The organism is Paenibacillus fonticola DSM 21315 (assembly GCF_000381905.1).
Classification (GTDB): Bacteria; Bacillota; Bacilli; order Paenibacillales; family Paenibacillaceae; genus Fontibacillus; species Fontibacillus fonticola.
This window is the reverse complement of the sequence record NZ_KB907251.1, coordinates 192,559-208,795: the sequence shown is the minus strand read 5'-3', so window position 1 is coordinate 208,795 and position 16,237 is coordinate 192,559. Positions and strand designations below refer to the sequence as shown.

General features: G+C 47.7%; 12 protein-coding genes. 1 reads left to right on the top strand and 11 read right to left on the bottom strand.

The features are described from left to right. Nucleotides 1-8: 8 nt before the first annotated feature. The 10 genes from G358_RS0109285 to G358_RS0109240 all read right to left on the bottom strand — a co-directional run bounded on the left by G358_RS0109285 (nucleotide 9) and on the right by G358_RS0109240 (nucleotide 13,116). The gene (locus G358_RS0109285; protein ID WP_019636940.1) at nucleotides 9-836 is read right to left on the bottom strand and encodes a carbohydrate ABC transporter permease; all 828 of its coding nucleotides are present in this window, start codon (nucleotides 834-836) and stop codon (nucleotides 9-11) included. Continuing rightward, entirely contained in the window at nucleotides 836-1,699 is an 864-nt protein-coding gene (locus G358_RS0109280; RefSeq protein ID WP_019636939.1) for a carbohydrate ABC transporter permease, read from the bottom strand. Before G358_RS0109280 ends, G358_RS0109285 begins: the two co-directional genes overlap by 1 nt. 74 nt (nucleotides 1,700-1,773) lie before the next feature. Continuing rightward, nucleotides 1,774-3,108 carry an ABC transporter substrate-binding protein gene (locus G358_RS0109275; RefSeq protein ID WP_019636938.1) on the bottom strand — a complete coding sequence of 445 codons (1,335 nt, stop codon included), beginning with the start codon at nucleotides 3,106-3,108 and terminating at the stop codon, nucleotides 1,774-1,776. A gap of 208 nt (nucleotides 3,109-3,316) precedes the next feature. Then, nucleotides 3,317-4,804, bottom strand: coding sequence for a response regulator transcription factor (locus G358_RS0109270; RefSeq protein ID WP_019636937.1), 1,488 nt, complete (start codon nucleotides 4,802-4,804; stop codon nucleotides 3,317-3,319). Continuing rightward, nucleotides 4,801-6,627: a sensor histidine kinase gene (locus tag G358_RS0109265; RefSeq protein ID WP_019636936.1), complete on the bottom strand. Its 1,827-nt coding sequence runs from the start codon at nucleotides 6,625-6,627 to the stop codon at nucleotides 4,801-4,803. Before G358_RS0109265 ends, G358_RS0109270 begins: the two co-directional genes overlap by 4 nt. 291 nt (nucleotides 6,628-6,918) lie before the next feature. After that, nucleotides 6,919-7,746 carry a carbohydrate ABC transporter permease gene (locus tag G358_RS0109260; protein WP_019636935.1) on the bottom strand — a complete coding sequence of 276 codons (828 nt, stop codon included), beginning with the start codon at nucleotides 7,744-7,746 and terminating at the stop codon, nucleotides 6,919-6,921. 26 nt (nucleotides 7,747-7,772) lie between these two features. After that, on the bottom strand, nucleotides 7,773-8,648 hold the full coding sequence (locus G358_RS0109255; protein ID WP_019636934.1) for a carbohydrate ABC transporter permease: 876 nt from the start codon (nucleotides 8,646-8,648) through the stop codon (nucleotides 7,773-7,775). 82 nt (nucleotides 8,649-8,730) lie between these two features. Further along, nucleotides 8,731-10,050 (bottom strand): ABC transporter substrate-binding protein, encoded by a 1,320-nt coding sequence (locus G358_RS0109250; RefSeq protein ID WP_019636933.1) that lies wholly within the window; start codon nucleotides 10,048-10,050, stop codon nucleotides 8,731-8,733. 149 nt (nucleotides 10,051-10,199) lie between these two features. Beyond that, nucleotides 10,200-11,309: a response regulator transcription factor gene (locus G358_RS0109245; protein ID WP_019636932.1), complete on the bottom strand. Its 1,110-nt coding sequence runs from the start codon at nucleotides 11,307-11,309 to the stop codon at nucleotides 10,200-10,202. Next, nucleotides 11,302-13,116: a cache domain-containing sensor histidine kinase gene (locus G358_RS0109240; RefSeq protein WP_026342166.1), complete on the bottom strand. Its 1,815-nt coding sequence runs from the start codon at nucleotides 13,114-13,116 to the stop codon at nucleotides 11,302-11,304. The genes G358_RS0109245 and G358_RS0109240 overlap by 8 nt, the downstream gene beginning before the upstream one ends. 273 nt (nucleotides 13,117-13,389) lie before the next feature. Between G358_RS0109240 and hcp the strand changes: the two genes are divergently transcribed. Further along, on the top strand, nucleotides 13,390-15,081 hold the full coding sequence (hcp, locus tag G358_RS0109235) for a hydroxylamine reductase (RefSeq protein ID WP_019636930.1): 1,692 nt from the start codon (nucleotides 13,390-13,392) through the stop codon (nucleotides 15,079-15,081). 69 nt (nucleotides 15,082-15,150) lie between these two features. Here the strand turns inward: hcp and G358_RS0109230 are convergent, their stop codons facing one another. Continuing rightward, entirely contained in the window at nucleotides 15,151-16,164 is a 1,014-nt protein-coding gene (locus G358_RS0109230; protein ID WP_019636929.1) for an endo-1,4-beta-xylanase, read from the bottom strand. Nucleotides 16,165-16,237 lie beyond the last annotated feature (73 nt).

The following is a 16,237-nucleotide window of genomic DNA, read 5'->3' as shown; positions in this document are numbered from 1 at the left end:
TTGAAGAATTACCCTTTCACCGCGCCAGCCGTCATTCCCGCTACGATCCGTTTATTGAAAATGAGAAATAGAAGCAGCGGCGGAATGGTCAACAGAACGACGTCGGCAAACAGCAGATTGTATGATGTGTTGTACAGGCTCATGAAGTTGTACAAAGTCAGCTGCGCTGTTGCGTTCTCTGCACCCGGCAGGAAATATAGCGGGTTGACGAAGTCATTGAACACGTTGACCGAGGTCAGCACGATAATCGTGGATGTGACCGGTTTAAGCAGCGGCAAAATCATACGGAAGAAAAAATTGAGGCTCCCTGCGCCGTCAACGAGTGCCGCTTCATCGATTTCCCGTGGAATGGTAGCCACAAAGCCGGAATACAAAATGATCGCAAACGGGATATTGATTGCAACCTCGATCAGAATGAGCCCGGCCATCGTTTTGAACATGCCGATCCCGTTCAAGACCCAAATCGTTGGCACAACCGCCGGCGGAATCATGAGTCCGGCCAGGAATAAAAAATGGACGATGGTCAGCGGCTTGCTCTTTCTGCGCTGTAAAATAAATCCCGCCATCGCGCAGACGAAAACCAAAATGACGATCGAAACGACCGTAATGAATGCACTGTTGAAAAAAGCGCGAATCAGCATGTAGTCCTGGGCCTGAATCACTTCGCGGTAATTGTCAAGGATTTGAAATACGTTCGGCCATTGCAGATTCATCTTGGAAGCTTCCCTGCTGTTCTTGAAGGAATTGATCAGAATGAAATAAAACGGAATAATGAACAAGATCACTGTTAGCAAAATAGCGAAAAGCTCCGCTATGATTTTTCCGGATTTGCGCATTACAGATCGACCTCCCTTTTCGTGAGAAATCTGTAGAGTGGGAAGGCCAGCACAGCGACGATCACGAATAGAATGACGTTGCCTGCCGTGGATAATCCGTAAAATCCGCCTTGATATTGCTTGTATATGATCGATGCGATCAGGTCAGAACTGAAGCCGGGTCCCCCCTTGGTCATGGTCCAGACCAAATCGAATGTCCGCAGTCCGCCGATAAACGATAAGATAATTACGGAATTCATCGCCGGCCGGATTAGCGGCAGCGTAATATGCCAAAATTTACGAAAGGCATTCCCGCCGTCGATATCGACCGCCTCGTAATAATCGGCCGGAATGGACATCATGCCCGCAATATAGATGACGGTAGCAAAACCGACGCCTTTCCAAATATCCACGAGTCCGACCGAATAAATCGCGAGCGCCGGGTCGCCAAGCCAGTTCGGCCCCTGAATGCCGAGCGCCGCCAATGCCGTATTAATCAAGCCGCGGGACGGATGCATCAAGTAGCTAAATGTAATCCCGACCGCAATCGTACTGATCAAAGTTGGAAAAAAAACGACCGATCTCAGAAAATCCTTCGATCTGATGCCAGAGGTCAGCAGCACCGCCAGCAGCAGGCCGAGCACTACCTTCGTTCCGCTAGTCATCACGGCGTAAATGAACGTATTGCGAAATCCGATGTTCAGCGAAGACTCCTTGAAGAACATGATAAAATTATCAAGGCCGATGAATTCCCAGTCCGTGAGCGTCCAGCGCGTCATACTGAAGAAGAAGGACACGATCGTCGGCAGCAGAAAAAAAATAAAGAAGATGATGCCCGCGGGAAGCAAAAATCCATAGCTGTACAAAGATTTCGTTGATTTCATTCAGGCTTCACTCCTTCCTCGGAATTGCCGGCCCCGCAGCCGCTGCCGCAGGGCCAATTGTTACCAAATAGCCGTTACCAGCCCTCAAGACCGAGTTGGAGCGCCTGCTTCTCGACATCACTGTCATATTTGGCCGCGCCTTCCGCCGCGGAGGATATTCCCGTTGCTACTTCAACGGTAATCTGCTCCAGGGAAGGGCCTTTGATGGGAGAATAGAATTCCAGCGCCGGAGCCGTTTTGCCGGATTCAAAATAAGGCAGCATCTCTTTTACGGCAGAGTAAGTATCATCAGGCAGCTCCACGCCCTTGATCGGCATCGGCCCTTCCGGTTTCATAGCCGTCAAGTATGCTTTAACGCCTTCTGGAGAGACGAAGAACTCCATCCACTTTTTGGCAGCGTCTATTTTAGAGCCCTCTTTATTTGCATAAATACCGCCCGGCATCCAAATCGTCAAGCCGTTGACATCGGCCGTATCACTCGGCTGGGCGAACGCGCCGATATCATCCATCATTTCAGGGTAATTCGCATTAATATTCGTCAAAACTAAAGTCAGGATTGGATAATGGGCCGCTTTCCCCTCGGCCAGCATGGCCAGCGCATCCTCCAGCTTCGTTGCCGTAGCGTCATCATTGAAATGCTTCTTGTCGCGTAGCGATTGCAGCTTCTCGAAGCTGCGCAGCGCTTCTGGCGTCGTGGCGTATTTTGCTTTGTTATAGGTATAATCCTCCGCAAAATTCGGAGCCAGGGAATGCACGTTATAATAATCAGCCAGTACGACAAGCTGGGAGGTCCAGGAATCGCTAAAGGAACCGATGACCGGGGTATATCCGGCTTCTTTAATTTTATCGTTGTTCGCCAACAGTTCATCCCACGTCTTTGGCACCGACAGCCCCAGCTCGCTATAAATTTTCTTGTTGTACAGCCAGGCTCCGCCCACTGTTGATCCGCCTGGAATGCCATATACCTTGCCATCTACCGAGACCGTATCTTTAAAGGAATCCAGCACATGGTCCATAAACGGTTCGTTCGTCAGATCCACGAAATACTCCTGCGGATTCAAGGCTTTGAACAGGGAACCCGAGTTGTAGAACATTAAATCCGCCATATCGCTTGTCGCCAGGCGCGTCTTTACGACGTTATCTCCCTCTGTACCGCCAGGGCGGAGTTCGATCTTGGTCTCAATGTTCAGTTCCCGCTTGATTTCATCTGCTACCGCCTGAATGCCGTCAATCGCGGTCTGGTTGTCGATAAGCAGCGTGAGCGTCGTTTTCTCGGTATCCGCAGCCTCCTTCGCAGATTTATTGCCGGAACTTCCGGCAATGTTCCCGCCTTTGCCACAAGCGGACAATACAATCAGCAGTAAAGCCAGTGTCAGACTTAACCAGGTTGCTCTTCTTCTGAACGTCATAAATGAATCCTCCTTTTGGACATGTGCCCCCATCTTATTTGCATTCCATTACCGCCAAAAGGGCCCGGGTTCCCTTAAGCGAAGCGTCCGTTAAACGCTTACATATATAGTTTAATTTTAAAATGAACGGAACACAGCGGGGGATTTTTCGTATTTAGGGGGAGAGATTTTCCTTTAAGCCAAAAGCCAGGCAAACAGATGCCCGGCTTTATTGAGCTTGCAGCTTCTTCTGATATTCTGTCGGCGTAATGCCCACAATTCGTTTAAACAGATGGCTGAAATATTTGACGTCCTCGTAACCGACCATCTGGCAGACATCCTGAATCCGCTCAATTCCGCCAGCCAAAAATTCCTTCGCTTTCTCCATCCGGTAGCTTGCCAAATATTCCGAGAAGGACTGCCCGGTCTGGGCTTTGAACAGCCGCGACAGATATCCCAGACTGACATGATGTTCGCTAGCGAACTGCTGCAAAAAAATGTTCTGGTGATAATTCTGATGGATCCATTTCAGGAGCACGGGGATCAACTCTTTAGGCAGCGTATCCGACGAGACCGTCTGGGCACAGATGCTTAATGCGAAATGCTCCAAATGACGCCCGAGCTCCTCGTATGTCGCTACTCCCTCGAAATTCCCTTGCACTTCGGAATCCGTCTGCCGCCAATCCACCGCCCCCTGCTGCAATTTATATCGAAGCGAGTAGGCCATGTCATTCAAGAAAATCATCAGCTGGTGCCGGGCCACCCGCTTGTTGGCAATCTTGGCGACCACCGTAGCGACGGTTTCTTTAATTTTGGTCATCTGGCCTTTCTTGATGAAGGCTTCCAGCACCCTGATATCGTCCCATAGATCGCTGAGATTCACCTCGGAGACCGCTTCATTCCGGCCAATCCAAGTAGATTGGGCAAATCTCCGGTTCGTTTCCACTCTTTCGTCCAATCCTCTGTAGACGGCATGTAGAGAGGCCTTCGCCTGCTTCAGGTCCCAGCCGACATGTATGGGCCCATCCTGCTTCGCTTCCAGGAACCATTCGTGCAAGTCATTTTCGTATCGTTTGATCTGCCCCTGGTCGTTGAAAGGGAGAAGCAATATCTTTCGCTGCGCGTCCAGCTCCACCATGTAGCTGCCGCCGGCCGCATGATTTACAAATTCACGAAACCCTTCTTCTGCAGCAGACGGCATATGGGCCAAACCTTGCTCTGCCATAGCCAGAACTATGAAATAGGACTGCTCGTAGATCTCATCAAAAAGCGGAGAATCGACAGGCTCCGAATGAAGCAGCATTTGCGACAGAAGCCATTTATTCTTGGCGCTCCTTAACTTCATATCGCTTTGAATGCGCTCGATGGCATGATCGATCGTGTCGTAAAGTGCCTCTTTTTTGACGGGCTTCAGCAAATAATCGATAACGCCAAGCTTCAAGCCTTGTTGGGCATAAGAGAACTGATCGTGTACGCTCAAAATGACCGCCCTGATTGTTGAATCCAATTCAGCAAGCCTCTCGACTAATTCCAAACCGCTAATGCCCGGCATTGTGATATCGGTGACGACCAGCTCCGGCCTGATTCTCACCGCCGCTTCAAGCGCGTCATCCCCATTGTCATAGCTGTAAACCCGGTGCCGCGGCTCATATGCCTTAAACAACTCCACTAGCTCTGCAAGCGCCCAGCGCTCATCCTCCACTAAAAAGATGTTCATTGCCTCGTCTCCTCTGCCAGCATTGGTGTAAAAACCTTGTAAGGAAAAATCAACGTCACCGTTGTTCCTGCTCCCTGTGAGCCCGCAATCTTAACGCCGTACCCTTTACCGTACAGCAATTGAATGCGCTGATGGATGTTGCTGAGTCCAATCCCTTCGCCATCCTCCTGAACATCATGCTTACTGCGTTTACTGTACTCGGCAAGGCGCTGCTCCAGCTTGTTGAGCGCCTGCTCCTCCATGCCCAATCCGTTGTCGCTGACTAAGATCAGCAGCAGCTCCCCTTCCGTGCATACCTTGATATTTATAAAAGCATCCGCTTTCTTCCGGCTGAAGCCATGGATGATTGCGTTCTCTACTAGCGGCTGTATCGTGAGCTTGAGGACGGAGGCGTTCATCAGTTGCTCAGGGACTTCCATTCTTAACGCAAACCGGTCGCCAAAGCGATGCTTCTGAATGTTCATATAATTAGCCACATGCTCCAGCTCCTGCCGAAGCGAAACGGGAAGCTGCAAATTCTTCATGGTGTATTTGAATAAGTCAGCCAGCGATTCGGACATTTCCGCGACCTCTTCAACGCCCTTTAAACGGCTGATGGACTTCATAATATTCAGTGTATTGTAAAGAAAATGCGGATTGATCTGCGCTTGCAGCGCGGATAGCCTGGCATCGTTCTCAGCAAGCTTGGATTCGTATACCTCCGTGATTAGGCGCGATATACTGTTGAGCATGTTGTTATACACACGGCTTAGCACCCCGAGCTCGCCCCTGTTTTTAATATCCATCCTTCCACTTAAATCGCCCCGTTCGACCCGGTTCATCTCGGTAATCAGCTCCCTTAAAGGCTTGGTCACATGACGGGCAATCAGGTAGGCGACTATGGATGCAAGTACGGCTGCAATAAGCCCGACAATGACAAGGATGATCTGTGCCTCCTGTTGTTTGGCGACCAGGAAATCGTTAGACAGCAGAATCAGAATGTTCCAGCCGGTGTAATCGGATTTCTCGGAAGTGTACAAATACTTCTTATCCAGCCAATCGATTTCCCCGGAATACTTCCTCTCGTCCGTGCTTAGCGCATGAGCGAAGGCTGCAACGCGCTGTCCCGTATAGGCATCCTCATTGTCGTATATGACAGCGCCTTCATCCGTGACGATGAATACACGCATTTGCTCGCCAAGCGGGTCGGAGCCAGAGTATACGAGCAATCGTCCCATTTCATGGGCGTTAATATCGATCCTGAGCGAGCCAATTTTATCCCTCCTGGGAATCCGGTAGATATGGCGCACAAGGGAAAGATTTTTCTCCCTGTAGCCTTCTTCATTGGAGGAGGACGGCGGGAGCAGCAAATAACCGCTTTTGGACATCGCATCCAGCCGGGTCTGCCAAAGCTCTTCCTGCAATACTTCGGCGTTTACGGTTGATCCTGCCTCGTAATGATAGGAAATATGATCCGTCGTATATAGGCGGATTCCGGCAATTTCCGGACGGGGATGGGCATAGTTGAAGAGCAAGGCAAAGAGCTCGTTCCTTACCTTCAAGCCTTCCTTAGGACCGATTTGGGCATGATTGGCCAGAATACCCTGTATGGCGGGGTCGCTGAAGATCGATAGAGAGATTTTCTCAATGTCATCCATAAAAAAATCGACGGTTCTGCTATACTGCCCGCTGAGCGTATTTAACATCGAGTAGGTATGCGTCTTCGTATCTCTCATATTCCCATAGTAGAAAATAAGGCAGGTTAAACCGATCACGACAAATAGAACGAGAATAAAAGCGATCAGAATTTTCGTTTGCAGCATCAGATTGCGCCAGGTTCTCAAGGGTATCATCTCTTTTCCTCGATGTCCGATAGAATACATGTCACTTTGCATCTAATTATAACCATGAGCACTTTTATAACAACCTGGTTTTCAAAACAGACGCGGGGAATTTGGCGGCTTACTTGGCGGAGCAGGGCTTCGGACATTTCCACAAACGGAACATTCATGAAAGCAGCAGTCACCTGATGCATGCTAGACAGTTTGATATAAAAGCGAAAATAGGCCGTTAGGCATCAAAAGCCTGACCCCGGTATTCTTCCGGGTTCAGGCCTTTAAATTTAGCCATGCCTATTATCCTTTTACCGCAGAGCCCATGGTCATCGCCCTTTCAACCTGTTCACTGAAGAACAGATAGATGATCACCATCGGAAGGCTGGCAATCGTCATCACTGCCCCCATTCCGCCCCAGTCGGTGCTATATTGACCCTGAAAGAACAATAGTCCCAGGGGTAGTGTTTTCATCGATTCATCGGAAATAAGTATGTTCGCCAGCATGAACTCATTCCAATTGTTCAAGAATTGAAATATGACCACCGTCGCGATTGCCGGAACAACTACGGGTACTATAATTTTAGTGAACAGACGATAGACACTCGCTCCGTCCATACATGCCGCTTCTTCAATCTCGGAAGGAATATCGCGCATAAACCCGTAGAAAATAAGCGATGAAAATGGCAATCCAATCACGATATAAGGAATAATGAGCGCTCCATACGTATTCGCCAAGTGAAAGTCTTTTACGAGAATAGCAAGAGGGATCATAATGACCTGCAATGGCATGAACATGCCCACCAGCATATAGAGCCGGACCGCTTCCCTAAACCTCCAGCGCAGCCGGGCGATAGCGAACGAGAACATTAACGCTAAAATGACGATAAATAACGTTGCCACCGTAGAAACGACCACACTGTTCATAAAATACTGCGGAAGATTAAATTGAGTCCAAGCGTTAATGTAGTTTTCATATCGAAATTGGGTCGGCAGCCCAAATGGATTGGTAACGAATATTTCATTGTTGTCCTTGAGCGAATAGGAAATCATCCAGAACAGCGGATAAACAGAAATAATGAAATAAAGCCATAAAGGAACCTGGATGAGGAATGATTTAACCCGTTGCATAACGATCTCTCCTTCTAAGATGCATGTTAATCATCTTTACGATCAAACACCTTGTTGATAATCATCGTCGCTACTAGTGAGATGGCGACCAATAATACAGATATGGCCGAGGCATAGCCATACTTATTCTCCAGGAAGGCATACCGGTAAATCATGAAGGTTAAAGTATAATTGCTCGTGCCTGGTCCGCCATTCGTCATAATAAGCATTTGTACAAAAGCGCCGATTCCTGATGTGATCGCAATGATAAAGCAGAACTTAAAGGTTTCTTTCATCAAAGGGAGCGTTACTTTACGGTGAGCCATCCATTTGCTGCAGCCGTCGATGGTTGCCGCTTCATAGTATTGCTCGGGGATCGATTTCACTCCTGCATACAGGAGGCTGAATTGATAGCCCATGAACTGCCAGGCGTTAACAAAAGCAATGGCAACAATCGATACTGTCGGCGAAGTCAGCCAGTTTTGCTGATAGGAGATTCCCATGATCTGAAAAAGCTTATTGATCAAACCATTCGTCGGATCGTACATTGCAATCCAAAGCTGGCAAACTACCGTCACAGACAAAATCACCGGCACAAAATAAGCCGTTTTCAGCAATTTTCTAAACTTGACTCGCGGATCGGCACAAGCCAGCGCTAGAATCGTTCCGAGGCCAATTTGAAAAACGACCAGAACAACTGCAAAAATCAAGCCATTTCGCAAAGCTGTCATTAACAGGGGGTCCTGGAACATTTCTTTATAATTATCAAGGCCGTTAAATACAGCCGTACCTAATCCATCCCATTCAAAAAAGCTGCGATACATCGTTTGCAGCACCGGTGAGATGAGAACGACAGTATAGGCTAGCAATGCCGGAAGCAGAAAAATCAGGATTGCCTTCTTGTTGCTTAAATATCTATCCATGGTGTAGCCCCACTCCTTTCCTGGAAGCAATCCCCCCTGATTGAACACATGCATCAAGGGGGACGGCCTGGGTCTCTATGTCTTACTTGTTCTCTTTAGCCAATACGGAATTTAGATTTTTAATGAACTGCTCCGTGGAGAAGCCGTCGATCAGCATACTTTGCGTATTGTCATCCAGCACATTCTTGATCGAAACATTGTTCAGGGCGACCGCATAATCGGTAGCATTTGGAAGTACTTCATCGGCAATGCGCTGCATCATCGGCGGGATTTCCGCCGTAATTTCTTTATCCACTTTTACGGATACGATCGGACTGCCAAGCTGAGCGTATTTATACTCGGCAGCCTTTTGAGCTAGGAAGCTGGCTACCTTCACCGTCAGCTCCGGATCTTTCGTCGATTGAGATACGGCAAAACCGCCAGGGGATGGAGAACCGTTGACTGCATATTTTGTTTTTTCATAGGTTTCTTCATCCTTTGCGGGCCAGTACATCCAGTCCACTTTATCGCCAAGCTTTTCTTGAGAGCTGTAAATTTCCCATTGTCCGTTTACGAACATTGCTGCCTTACCCGTGTAGAACAAGGAAGAAGCCTGATCATAGTTCGTATTTGTAGCGTTTACATCAAACAGCCCAGCTTCTTGCAATGTTCTTAGTTGATGAGCTGCAGTGATGAAGGACTCGGGCAGTTCAGTGACACCGGCTTCATCCAGCTTGCCGTAGCCCATGGCTTCCTCGCGCGTAACAAAGCCTTGATAAAGCGCTGTAGGGATCCACTTCTCTTTAGCAAAAATAGATAGCGGAACATACCCTTTTTCCTTCAGCTTTTTGGCCGCCTCTGCTAACTGATCCACGGTCTTGATCGGAACTTCAATACCCGCCTCTTCAAATATTTCTTTGTTGTAATAGAGGATCTGGAATTCGATGCCGGTAAATGGAAAAGCATAAACATGACCGTCTGGTGCAATTAACCTTCCTTCAACCCCAGGATTCAATTTATTCTTAAAAGCTGCCGTTTCTTCAAATTCATCTAATAAAAGAACGTTTTTAGATTTGGCAAACGTTTGCAAAGTTACCCAGTCTGTTTCGAATATATCCGGCATATTCCCGGTAGCGGCATAGGTTTTTAGCTTCTGGTATCCATCCTGTACCGCAGGATCCAGCACGATTTCAACATTCGGCATTTCCTTCTTCAGTTCTTCTACTGCATAGTCAAACGGTTTGGAGGTGTCGTCGTCAAAATGCTGAGCATACACCTTTAGCTTAACCTTCTCTTCTCCTGAATTACCGCTTGAGCCTGTCGAACCCTGACTCGAATCCCCTCCTGAACAAGCAGCTAGCAACAAAGATAACATGGCGACGGTGACTAGAGCTGTTAAAGACTTGAACCAAACTTTTTTCATGCTGTTACCCCTCTTTTCTGGATTAAACGTGCTGTTCACCTTCTGCTGGCAACGCTTTCAAGGTGTATGTTTATTATAAAATTGTTCATCATTTTGATTAATGCAATAATCGAGCATCATAAGGAATAAACAGGACAAAAAAGACGAATCTACTCAGGATTCGCCTTATTTGCATGGAGCTGCTCGAATTCGGAAGGGGTTAGACCGAATCTTTTTTTAAAGCATTTGGAGAAATAATTCGGGTCATTATATCCTACCTTTTCTGCCACAGCCGACAGCTTCATTGGTCTGGTTAGCAGAATGTCCTTCGCTTCCTTCATGCGAATGTAGGTGATATAATCTACGACTGAAACGCTAGCTTCCTTCCTAAACACTTTGCGCAAATAACTGGCATCGACATATAGGGCTTGTGCCACACCTTCTACAGTCAATTCTGAATCTGAATAGTTTTGCTGGATATATGCTTTGGCAGCCGTAAATAATTGATACGATTTCGAAGGCCTAAAAGATTCCCTATAGTTAACCGCTCTGCTGAACAGCTCGGCGATCCATCCCAGGGCCTCTTCCCAGGATGGCAGCGCTTGCCGCTGCTGCTCTAGCATGCTGTCCGTTCCCCACACTTCTTCCGGGCTCAGCTCGGACTCTTTGATATAAGCACGACAAAGGTGGATGATGGCCTCCAGATAGCTCTGTCCCCTAGCGCTCGAAATGGAAGTATCCATCTTGTGAATCACCTGCCAGATTCGGCTCAGCTCTTCGTGGACGGCATCCATCTCCCTCATCCTGAGGGTCAAAATCAGCGTCTCCTGCACATCAAATGGGAGAACTCCAAGGTTTGCCGCTTTCTGAGGGGGGATTTGCTCCTGAAAAGAAGGCCGGGAGCGTTCATCCAACGTACGTTTTACCCGCTGAAGCGTTGTCGAAAATTCAACCTTATTGAACGGTTTAAGCAAATAATCCTGTGCCCCGAGCCGAACCGCCTGCCTCGCATAATCAAATTCGCTGTGCCCTGTCACAAAGACGACAGAGATATCAGGCTGCGTCTGCTTCAATAATTCCGCCAATTGGAGCCCGTCGATAAACGGCATGGATATATCAATGAATGCGAGATCCGGGCGATTCTCCTTGGCTTCCTCCAGCGCTTCTCTTCCATTAGCCGCCTCGCAGCAAATATCAAATCCGTGGCTAGCCCAGTCCAGTTTGCTTCGCATATAGTCTCTGAATAATGGTTCATCATCAACAATCATAACTTTATACATTCTGCTCACCTTTGCTGTAGTTATTGGGAAGAATGAGTTTAACCGTTGTTCCTTGGCCCTCTCTGCTCTCAATATGAATACCATAGATGTCCCCGAAATACAGCTTCAGTCTTTCATGCACGCTAAATATGCCAATCGATGTTCTCTTAGCCGAATCCTCTTTGAAATCAGTAATACGGGATATAAGCTGGGGGGACATTCCTACGCCGTTATCCTCCACTTCAATGATCACATGCTCGCTGTCCGCATGCGCACGAATCCGAATAAAGCCGCTGCTGTCCTTCGTCTTCAGTCCATGATAAATCGCATTTTCGGCCAGGGGCTGCAGCGACAGCTTGGGAATATGGATTCCCTTGAGTTCGTCAGGAATAGCAATATCATATTGTAAAATATGAGGATAACGAACCTGCATAATCGTTAAATAGTCATTAACGATTTTCACCTCTTCTTCCAGCGTAATAATTTCATAGCCTTTGCTCAGAATGACGCGATAGAAGTCCGCAAGAGCTTTGGTTGTATCTCTGGCCTCTTCCGTTCGCTCCATGTCAGCAAGTACATAAATCGTATCTAAGGTGTTGTAGAGGAAATGCGGCTTTATCTGGGCATGCATCAGCGCCAGCTCGTATTCCCGCTTACGGAGCTGCTCATTCTCTACGGTGGCGATAAGCTGCTTTATGCGGTCGATCATGAGATTGAATACGGTAGCTAGCAGTCCGGTCTCATCCTGCGCGCGAATAGCCGCTGTAACGTTCAGATCGCCTTCCTTGACTCTGCGCATCGATTTAGCAAGCTGAAGCAGGGGATTTACTAGGATCTTGGATAATAGAGCTATCCCTAGGAATGCAAGCAATAAACAAACCATCCCGATCACGACAGTCATCCAGACATTGTGACTGATCATGCTTTTTAGCGCAGTCATCGGGTTCATATTTACCAGGCTCCAGTTCATCCTGTTGTAAGGATATACGCTGATGAATTCCTGCCCTTGGTCACGATCGATCATTTCTGAATAGGGTTCATTAAGAAGCGTCAAGGGCCGCTTCATCTTTAAGTGATCGAACGGTTCTAGAACATATTCCGGATTCGAACTGGAAATAATTCTCTGAACCGTATCCACCAGCAAATAGGTTTTGGAAATACTCTGATCATTCTCAGTGCCGAGAAATGAAGAGAACGTCGTCTCCTTCACATTGATAAATAAGGTGCCTAATTTATTGCCGCTATCTACATCGATCACGACCTTGCCGAGAGTAAGAACGGGAACCGCCGGGTCACTGACCAGAAAATTACGCTGCTCCATTGAAAACCAGCGATTCCTTCCATAGCTCCCCACCCGAGTCACCTGTTCGATCATTCCGCTATCAAATATCAGATGCTCATCCTCGTTTATGCGAGAGTATGAAGTATGAATATGGTCGTTCCTATCGATAAAAATGGCAGAATCGACATCGGGAAACAGAATAAGATCCGTGGATAGTTTGCTTTGAATCTGCCGTCTGAACTTCAGCTCTTGTACCGAATCACGCTGCTCAGGGGAGCTGGCAATGATGCGATTAATATCAGTAGCAATAAAATTAGCGCTGTTCTCTGCATTGCTAATAATAGAATCGATTTGAGATACTATTAATTTTGACTCATCCAGGGCACTTTGCTCCATATTTTGGATGGTAGATTGGCTGAAATTGTAGCTAGAGAGATAGCCCGAAATAAAGAGTGGAATAAAAATCAATGGAAGGAATATAAGAATAATCTTGTGCATGATTTGTAATCGTCCAAACCATGAGAACATGGTCCTCCATCTACTCACAACATAACCTCCAGTGATTTCATAGCTGCTATTATTTATCCATTCTAAAATTCAAATCCTAATTTGTATAGGATGTTTTAAAAACATCTGTCTTTATAAAAGATAAACACCCGTTCTTTTATTTTACTAATTATGTATACTTTGGAACAAACTTATATTTTGTGATTCCAATCACTCAGTCGCCTTTTCTGCTGCGTTATGCTTCTGATGGATTGGTAATGTGCACAATTGCACAAACCGTTTTTAACAATTGAAAATTAGGAGGTAAAATAGATGGATCAAGCTACATTAAATAAGCCAGAGAGGGAAATGCCCATGTTTTGTTTTCAATGCCAAGAGGCATCTAAAGGCGTCGGCTGCACCATCGTAGGCGTTTGCGGGAAGACGCCTGATGTCGCCAACCTTCAGGATTTGCTCATTTTTATTTTAAAAGGCATATCTTTCTTCAGCGTGGATACAAAGCTGCCTGAAGCGCTGGAACGCCGGACATCCATCTTTATTATGGATTCGTTGTTCTCTACAATTACAAACGCCAATTTTGACCGGGACGTGTTCGTCGCGAAAGTACGGGAAGCGCTCGATCTTCGCGATGAAGTACGTCAACATTGGGAGCAGCAGCAGCTAGTCAGCCAGACGTTATTGCCGGATGCGGCGGTTTGGCATGGCAGCGATGAAGATGCTTTGGATGCCAAAGCGCAGGAGGTTGGCGTGCTCGCTACGGAAGATGCCGATATCCGCTCCTTGCGAGAGCTGCTCACCTATGGGCTTAAAGGAATGGCCGCATATCAGTATCATGCCTATCAACTGAATTATACGAACCGCGAAGTGGAGCAATTTATGCAGCGAGCGCTTGCCGCTACATTAGATGATACATTAACCGTGGATCAAATGGTCGCACTCGTGATGGAGACGGGCAAATTCGGCGTGGATGCCATGGCCTTGCTTGACCAAGCAAATACAAGCGCTTATGGCCATCCCGAGGTTACCAAAGTGAATATCGGAGTGCGCAACCGGCCTGGCATTCTTATCAGCGGACATGACCTTAAGGACCTGGAGGAGCTGCTGCAGCAAACCGAAGGAACTGGCGTTGATGTGTATACCCATAGTGAAATGCTGCCGGCCCACTATTATCCTGCCTTTAAGAAATACGATCACTTTGTCGGGAATTACGGAAATGCTTGGTGGAAGCAAGCTAGTGAGTTCGAAGACTTTAACGGGCCGATCCTGATGACGACCAACTGCATCGTGCCGCCAAAGCCAGGTTATGTGAATCGCATCTTTACGACGGGTAACACCGGCTATCCTGGCTTACAGCATATTCCGGAGAGCGTTGACGGCCAGCCTAAGGATTTCTCTGAATTGATCGCCCTCGCGAAACAGTGTCCGCCCCCTACTGAGCTGGAGACCGGAGAAATCATCGGCGGCTTTGCCCATAACACTGTGACAAGCATCGCCGATCAAGTGGTGGATGCCGTTAAAGCAGGAGATATTCAACGATTTTTCGTCATGGCCGGCTGTGATGGACGTATGAAATCCCGTCAGTATTACACTGAGTTTGCCCAGCAGCTCCCTCGTGACACGGTCATCCTGACCGCAGGCTGCGCAAAATACAAATACAACAAGCTCGATCTCGGCGAGATCGGCGGCATTCCGCGCGTCCTGGATGCGGGCCAATGCAACGACTCTTACTCCCTCGCCGTCATTGCGCTGAAGCTGAAAGAGATCTTGGCACTTGATGACATCAACGAGCTGCCCATCTCGTATAATATTGCCTGGTATGAGCAAAAAGCGGTCATCGTGCTGCTGGCCCTGCTCTATCTCGGGGTTAAAAACATCCACCTTGGCCCGACATTGCCTGCCTTCCTCTCACCTAACGTGGCCAATGTGCTGGTGGAACAGTTCGGTATCGGCGGGATCACGAACGTCGAGGATGACATGGAGATGTTCCTTGGGACTTATGCTTAACAGAAGCCGGCTGCACTCTTCACTAGATTAATGGAAGAGTGCAGCCGGCTTCTTTAGATTTAGTTTTGGTTACTTCACTTCACTCTCCCGCACAGTGCCTGCTTGACTTAATACTTTATGTAACACTCCCTTGGGCTGCTGCTCCGTATCAAACAACAACGGCCAGTTTTTCCGCCCTTGAACCGGAAAATGATCCAGCCATGTATAGTCATCCGCCGCTCCCCAAAACGTAACAGCTGTCAGCACATCACGATATTCACAAAACAATCGGAAAAATTGTTCGTACCTCTCCTCTTGAAGCCGGATCATTTCGAGAGTAGGAGATGTCAAATCGGTACGTCTGTCATTAAAAGCAAATACCGATACGTCCATCTCTGTAATTTGCAGCTTCAAGCCAAGCGAAGCATAGCGTTCGATGGCATCGCGAATTTCGTTCAGGGACGGGTCGAAGATGTTCCAATGGGCCTGAAGGCCGATCCCGTGGACTGGCGCCCCCTGATCAAGCAGTGACTTGATTAGCCGGTATATTTTCTCCCTCTTCACAGGATGGCATTCATTATAATCGTTATAGAACAGCAGTGCTTCAGGGGATGATTGATGTGCGAACCTGAACGCTTCCGCTATAAAATCCTCACCAATCGTTTGCAGCCATTTCGAGGGACGCAGCCACTCCCCGTCTTCATCGGAAATCGCTTCATTAACAACATCCCAACAATAAATGTCATTGCGGTATCGGGTTACCACTTCCTCAATATGCGACTTCATACGCGCGAGAACGGTCTCCCTGTCTGCCGCCCCGCCATTAGCGTCCTCAAAAACCCAGTCCGGCGTCTGATTGTGCCACACTAACGTATGCCCTCTCAGCTTCTTCCCGTTCTCACGAGCAAAAGCAGCAATTTGATCTGCTTCCTCGAACGTATACAGATGCTCAGTTGGATGGAGCCTTTCAAATTTCATCTCATTTTCCGCCGTGAGACTGTTATAATGTTCTTTTAACAACTTGCGCTGGGTATTAATCGTTCTCGTATTTACTGCTGCGCCGATCAAAAAGTCCTGTTTGAACCCTTCCGCCAAAGTTACCATCGTAATTACACCTCCATTAATGTACAAACCGTTCCTTCGGAGCCCCAACTAAGTTCTCATGCGCTAACCTTAC

What these genes read in the sequence shown, in the direction of transcription:
- G358_RS0109285 (WP_019636940.1), bottom strand. Translation starts at nt 836, where the DNA reads ATGCGCAAATCCGGAAAAATCATAGCGGAGCTTTTCGCTATTTTGCTA.
- G358_RS0109280 (WP_019636939.1), bottom strand. Translation starts at nt 1,699, where the DNA reads ATGAAATCAACGAAATCTTTGTACAGCTATGGATTTTTGCTTCCCGCG.
- G358_RS0109275 (WP_019636938.1), bottom strand. Translation starts at nt 3,108, where the DNA reads ATGACGTTCAGAAGAAGAGCAACCTGGTTAAGTCTGACACTGGCTTTA.
- G358_RS0109270 (WP_019636937.1), bottom strand. Translation starts at nt 4,804, where the DNA reads ATGAACATCTTTTTAGTGGAGGATGAGCGCTGGGCGCTTGCAGAGCTA.
- G358_RS0109260 (WP_019636935.1), bottom strand. Translation starts at nt 7,746, where the DNA reads ATGCAACGGGTTAAATCATTCCTCATCCAGGTTCCTTTATGGCTTTAT.
- G358_RS0109255 (WP_019636934.1), bottom strand. Translation starts at nt 8,648, where the DNA reads ATGGATAGATATTTAAGCAACAAGAAGGCAATCCTGATTTTTCTGCTT.
- G358_RS0109250 (WP_019636933.1), bottom strand. Translation starts at nt 10,050, where the DNA reads ATGAAAAAAGTTTGGTTCAAGTCTTTAACAGCTCTAGTCACCGTCGCC.
- G358_RS0109245 (WP_019636932.1), bottom strand. Translation starts at nt 11,309, where the DNA reads ATGTATAAAGTTATGATTGTTGATGATGAACCATTATTCAGAGACTAT.
- hcp (WP_019636930.1), top strand. Translation starts at nt 13,390, where the DNA reads ATGGATCAAGCTACATTAAATAAGCCAGAGAGGGAAATGCCCATGTTT.
- G358_RS0109230 (WP_019636929.1), bottom strand. Translation starts at nt 16,164, where the DNA reads ATGGTAACTTTGGCGGAAGGGTTCAAACAGGACTTTTTGATCGGCGCA.